We start from the raw sequence: 5,131 nt of genomic DNA on the forward strand, positions 1-5,131 counted from the left end.
CAAAACTCCAATGTAAATTTTTCCCAAAAGCTTACTTTCATTTTATTTTAATCATTGTGTTTATAATGTCTCTTCGTATTTCAAATAAATAACCGAAAAAGTATACATTCAAAATACTGTTATTGTTATAAACTATCTCAACTCTTACATAAAAAAACACTCGAACAACTTAAGAATTATATTTCCGTGTCCGATTAACTAAAATGATTTATCAAAACAAAAAGGAGAGTATGTCAATTTTCTCGTTTTGGGGTATTTGTTTATCTTAACTATTATAGGAATTATTCCTATCTCCTCCACTTCACTACCATAAGTATCATTTTCAAGGTTTTCTAATTCTTTACTAATTTCTAAAAGTAATTTTGAATGTTCCTGTTTTATTTCTACAGCGTGTATTCTCCCTTTTAATCAAAATCGTCTCGAATCCCAAACCAATATACCTCTTGTATAATATCAGTCTGATAGAAATAAAAATATGCAAATTTACATTTCATTAACTATTTTTGTAATTTATTGCTATAATGAAAAAGTAATTTTTAGAATTTTTTTACATGTTTGTATTGTTTTTATAAAAAGAATATATCGACAAAACGGTTTAGACCGTAAATTTTCTTGGAGGTAAGGTTATGTATACAGAAATTATTAGCAATAAGCTACAATCTTTAAAAGAAAGTGGACAATATCGCGAGTTTGTTACAATTAATCGAATTCGAGGTCAATATCCATTGGCACACTTAAATGGTCAGAAAGATACAGAACCTGTTGTCGTTTGGTGCAGTAATGACTATTTAGGAATGTCACAACACCCAGTGGTTACTGAAGCAATGCACGATGCTATTCGAGCATTCGGTGCGGGTTCAGGTGGATCACGTAATATAGGTGGTACACATTATCATTATGCTGCACTTGAATCATCACTTGCTGAATGGCATGGTAAGGAAGCGGCTTTAGTTTTCCCTACAGGATACGGTTCTAATGATGCGACATTACAATGTTTACTTCGTTTATTTCCAAATTGTATGGTATTCTCTGACGAACGCAATCACGCTTCAATTATTAATGGGATACGTAGTACAAAAGTCGAACGAGCGGTATTCAGACATAATGATGTTGAACACTTGGAAGAATTGCTTGCAGCTCAACCACATGATCGAGCTAAAATTATTGTTTTTGAATCCGTTTACTCAATGGATGGCGATATTTCACCAATTGAAAAAATTATAGATCTTGCTGAACAATATAATGCTTTAACTTTTATTGATGAAGTGCACGCAATCGGAATGTATGGCCCCCGCGGTGCAGGAATAGCTGCTGAACTAGATCTTGTAGATCGTTTAGACTTTATTCAAGGAACGATGGCAAAGGGGATTGGGGTAATAGGAGGATATATTGCAGCCTCATCATTATTAATTGATGCAGTACGTTCATTTGCATCCGGTTTCATTTTTACGACTTCATTACCACCAGCAATTGTCTCAGCTTGTCATGCTAGTGTTGAACACTTAAAATCTTCAGACAGTGAACGAAATGCTCTACATCAAAAGACTAGTATGCTAAGAGAATCGCTGGCTCAAGCAAATATTCCTATCATGGAATCAAGTGAGACACATATTCTTCCTGTACTGATTGGCGACGCTAAAAAATGTAAAGCTGCTGCTCAACGTTTACTTGAACAACATCATGTCTATTTACAACCTATTAACTCACCAACTGTTGCTGTGGGTACGGAACGTTTCCGAGTTAACGTCACACCAAACCATACCGAGGAACAAATCATGCAACTTGCTGATGCACTAACAGAAGTATTTAATTATTTTGATATTCCTTTTGCACAGGTTACTGAGGTAGCATTTGCATGACAGTTTTAATGTACATATTTTGCTTAGTAGTATGGGGTTTGAACTTTATAGTGGTAAAAATCCAAGGTACACCAGTAAGTCTTGAACTATCATTAACTTATCGCTTGGTGGGGGCTGCACTCATGTTTATTGTTCTTGCATGCGTGTTACGTCCAAATGGTAAGCCTTCTCGTGAAGACGCTTTACCTCTCATTACTTTTGGGGTATGCAACTTAGCTATTAGTTATTTGTGTTTATACTATGCTACGATTTGGATTTCTGCTGCATTAGTAACGCTACTGTTTTCGCTGAAAACAGTTTTGACACCAATTGCACTTCGTGTATTTTTAGGTGAGCGGCTTCATTCTCGAATTCTACTAGGTGGAATAGTTGGGATTGCAGGAGTTTCTATATTAGTTTATCCATTACTGACAACTGGATCTTCTAATACAAGTGATTTAAAAGGAATAGGACTTGCATTGTTAGGAACAGTCCTTACAGCTATTGGTGATGCGGCTTCTGCCCGAAATGCACGACGTGGTATTAATGCTGTTTATTCAAATAGTGTTGGTTTTATTGTAGCTTCAATACTTTTACTTGCTGTTTGTGTTTTCCAGCAACAAACCTTTACAATACCAACATCCGTTTCTTACCTAGGAGCTTTAGCATTTTTAACTGTATTTGCTTCCTTTGGTGCATGGATGTTTTACCTTAAGTTAGTAGAGCGTATTGGTGCATCAGTAAGTAGTTACATGGTTGCACTTTTCCCTGCAATTGGAGGCGTTGCTTCTGTTGCAATTGGAGAATCATCACCCACGCTCTACTTATTATTTGGCTGTTTATTTAGTTGTACTGGAGCCGCAATCGCACTAGGATTCCGTTTACCATATAGAAATCGAATTACCATGAAAAATGAAAGCCCAGGGAATTAAAAATTCCTGTGGGCTTTATTCATAGTAACGTCTAACTATACTTTACACATATTTGAAGGAAACATTTTATAACTGTAGTTCACATAATGTATGTTTTCTTAACTTTTTAAACAGAATTTCACGAATTATTAAGTGGGATGCACATTAATTGATTCTTCTACTATGAACATATGTTAAACATCTCAATAATTCTTGTTTTATTTAATAATATTTCAAAAAATAAATCTGATCGTCTATAACTTTCATCAACAATGTTAAGGGGAACCAACTATTATGAACTATAGATCTGTATTTGATATCATCGATCCTATTACAATTGGAACATCCAATACTTTTGGGGCAGACACCGTAAAAATAGGATACATTATCCGGCAGCTATTTTCACAAGAACCAGAAAGAATTGATATTTCTTTATATGGAGGATTTAAAACGACGAATCATCATTTTGGTGCAGATGTAGCAATTATAGGTGGAATTTTAGGTTTCAAAATAAATGATTCACTAATTATTAATGCACTTACAATTGCAAAAGAACGAGGAATTACAATTAATTGTATAGAAGAGATTGCAAAACCAGTACATTCTCATACAGCGAAAATTTGCTTATATAAAGGTAAGGATAAAATTGAAATGATTGCTTGCTCTCTCAGAGGGGGAAGAGTAAAAATCATTGAAGTTAATGGTTTTGAACTAAAATTACGTGAGGAAAACCCTGCTCTTCTTATTATGAATAATAATCACTTTAGCACGATTTCTTCTGTAATCGCTATTTTATCAAGCTGTAAAATCAATATTAATAAAGTAAGAATTTCACGAAAAGAAACCGGGAAATTATCTATATTAATAATTGAAACTGAGAAACCATTGGTTCCAGAATTAATTGGGAAAATAAAAAAATTATCAGGAATTCATCAAGCATTAATTTTAGATTAAAATCTCCCATTTACCTGGGACGATCATAAAATTATCTCTATCTATATTTCAATCATGTGAACGGATAAATACTATAAATCAGAATACCTTAAACATATTAGATGGAATTCCAATGCGTTTAAGATATTTATTAAATCGAGAAAGGACACTCAATTGAGTGTCCTTTTTAACAGGATTCAGGTTCATATAAGGGGCCACCATATCAAAAAAGAAGATTGTACGTTTAGAAATAATTTGGACACATTTCATCCGGTTCCCTGTACGTTAAGGAACCGGCTACTTACTTTACTGCTTTTTTATAATTTCTCTCTCATAATGGTCTTAGATTATTAAAATTTGTTTTTTCATTTTAGTTCCAAACATAATCACCTGTCAATGTGGCGTACCATTAACATTTTAACGAAAATATACGCTAAACAAATTTCTGTAGCCTTTTATATCTTCAAAGATTTAAAAAAAGAGCTACACTACATTCGACACGAAAAAAGCCAAGTACATAGATACGAACCTATTTGGAAATACTAATATAATGCGTTAAGAAAAAGATAGTAATTCCAATATTCACAATTAGGTGGTCTTTAAAAATGGTTACTATTCGTATGTGGGTGCCCAAAAGAAAAGGTCGTGCACATCTTCGCTTAACCAGTCCTGTGATTAAATGGAATTCTGTTGTTCACATTTCAGTGAGTGAGGCAACTGAGTTAGAACCAAATCAACTTTTTGGACAGAATTTTCCCACTGTTTTTGGAGCCGCAAGTATTACCGTGCAGAACATTTCAGTGAGAGATGGCGTAGTTGATTTCAATGTATTTGTTGATTGGTCAACTCGACTTAACATTGTTACTGACATTACAATTTTAGAGCCACCTGCGGACGGAAATATAATTATTGGGACATGATGAACGAATGAGCGGTCCCGCCACATCGCTATCAGGCTAAAACGTTATTCTTTCTATAGAATCACAGGAAAGGATGGCGCTTTTGATATGAACTTGGGGTACGGAAACGATTCGAGGAATGAAGTGCCAATCTGGGGTTTTATTACAAATAATAAAAGAGTAGAAGTAAATTTTACTCTTTATAAAATGGAGTTCCACTATGGAACTTTGTACTATTGAATTAGCTTATTAATTATAATTCCCTGTTGCAGAATCCTTATTATAAGGATTCCTTTTTTGTATCTAAAATTTACAAATAAAAAAAGATAAGATCGGCGAATGCGATCTTATCTTAAGCATAAGGGAAAAACAAGTGACACAAACCATCTTAATTTTTATGATATTATATTTTTTGTTAATTTTCGATATAAAGTCCATATTTAACATCTATATCAATATTGAGAAATTTATTACAAAATTTGCTATAAACAATTCAAAAATCCAAAGTAAACTTTTGCATAAAAGTTTACTTTCATTTCATTGCAAACAC

General features: G+C 33.5%; 5 protein-coding genes. 4 read left to right on the top strand and 1 reads right to left on the bottom strand.

Going from position 1 to position 5,131, the window contains the following annotated elements; all coding sequences use genetic code 11:
* Window positions 1-198 precede the first annotated feature (198 nt).
* Window positions 199-396, bottom strand: a complete 198-nt coding sequence (locus GFJ36_RS28395) for an Imm44 family immunity protein (RefSeq protein ID WP_097891069.1) — start codon at window positions 394-396, stop codon at window positions 199-201.
* Window positions 397-626: 230 nt separating this feature from the next.
* Here GFJ36_RS28395 and hemA point away from each other — a divergent pair, with 230 nt between their 5' ends.
* The 4 genes from hemA (at window position 627) to GFJ36_RS28415 (ending at window position 4,602) form a co-directional block, all read left to right on the top strand.
* Complete coding sequence (hemA, locus tag GFJ36_RS28400; RefSeq protein WP_074651529.1) at window positions 627-1,859, top strand: 5-aminolevulinate synthase; 1,233 nt, start codon at window positions 627-629, stop codon at window positions 1,857-1,859.
* Window positions 1,856-2,770 carry a DMT family transporter gene (locus GFJ36_RS28405; RefSeq protein WP_098230578.1) on the top strand — a complete coding sequence of 305 codons (915 nt, stop codon included), beginning with the start codon at window positions 1,856-1,858 and terminating at the stop codon, window positions 2,768-2,770. The genes hemA and GFJ36_RS28405 overlap by 4 nt, the downstream gene beginning before the upstream one ends.
* A 273-nt stretch (window positions 2,771-3,043) precedes the next feature.
* A complete protein-coding gene (gene sdaAB, locus GFJ36_RS28410) occupies window positions 3,044-3,703 on the top strand; it encodes an L-serine ammonia-lyase, iron-sulfur-dependent subunit beta (RefSeq protein ID WP_061530222.1) in 660 nt (219 codons plus the stop codon).
* 584 nt (window positions 3,704-4,287) lie between these two features.
* A complete protein-coding gene (locus GFJ36_RS28415) occupies window positions 4,288-4,602 on the top strand; it encodes a hypothetical protein (RefSeq protein ID WP_194956679.1) in 315 nt (104 codons plus the stop codon).
* The last annotated feature ends 529 nt before the right edge of the window (window positions 4,603-5,131 follow it).

The sequence above is a fragment of the Bacillus sp. EE-W1 genome, assembly GCF_009760835.1.
Taxonomy (GTDB): Bacteria; Bacillota; Bacilli; order Bacillales; family Bacillaceae_G; genus Bacillus_A; species Bacillus_A wiedmannii.